Origin of the sequence: Thiolapillus sp. (genome assembly GCF_048562965.1) — a bacterium.
Classification (GTDB): domain Bacteria; phylum Pseudomonadota; class Gammaproteobacteria; order Chromatiales; family Chromatiaceae; genus Thiolapillus; species Thiolapillus brandeum_A.
Genome location: NZ_JBHNMF010001333.1, coordinates 1 through 693, shown reverse-complemented (window position 1 = coordinate 693; position 693 = coordinate 1). Strand labels below are relative to the sequence as shown.

The following is a 693-nucleotide window of genomic DNA, read 5'->3' as shown; positions in this document are numbered from 1 at the left end:
ATTGCCGCATCTCCAGTTACCTGCAGACCATGGCAAATCAGGGATACAATCCGCTGGTCGCCATTCAAATGGCCTTTTCGGGACAGCTCTATGCTGATAGGGGTGAGTAGTTACCGCCAAAAGCAAAAGAGAGGCACCCCGCAAGGGGCCATCATTTCCCCGCTGCTGGCGAACATCGTGTTAAACGAAGCGATGGACAGCTATGTCCGCCACTGGCGAAAGCGGCATGCAAGAGGAGAGGTATACATCGTCCGCTACGCAGACGACGCCATCCTGAGCTTCGAGCACAAAGCCGACGCTGACGCACTGCGAACCGCGCTGGAAGAACAACTCCAGCGATACGGACTGGAATTGAACGAAGCCAAGACCCACCTACGCCGCTTTGGGAGAAATAGCTCAAGAGGAGGAGGCAGGTCCGAGACGTTTGACTTTCTGGGCCTGACGCACATTGCGGGAAAGGATCGCAGGGGACGCTACCTGGTAAAACGCAAGACGGCGAGAAAGAAGATGCGCCGAAGCCTGGAGCTGATGAGGCTCTGGTGCCGAAAGCATCGACACGAGCCGTTGGCATGGCAGTAACTACTCACCCCTATCAGCATAGAGCTGTCCCGAAAAGGCCATTTGAATGGCGACCAGCGGATTGTATCCCTGATTTGCCATGGTCTGCAGGTAACTGGAGATGCGGCAATAGGC

At 55.7% G+C, this 693-nt stretch carries 1 protein-coding gene; it reads left to right on the top strand.

Features of this window, described 5'->3' with window-relative positions; translation table 11 throughout:
• The first annotated feature begins 90 nt into the window (after positions 1 to 90).
• Positions 91 to 579, top strand: a complete 489-nt coding sequence (locus tag ACOCD2_RS24150) for a reverse transcriptase domain-containing protein (RefSeq protein ID WP_419626298.1) — start codon at positions 91 to 93, stop codon at positions 577 to 579.
• Positions 580 to 693 lie beyond the last annotated feature (114 nt).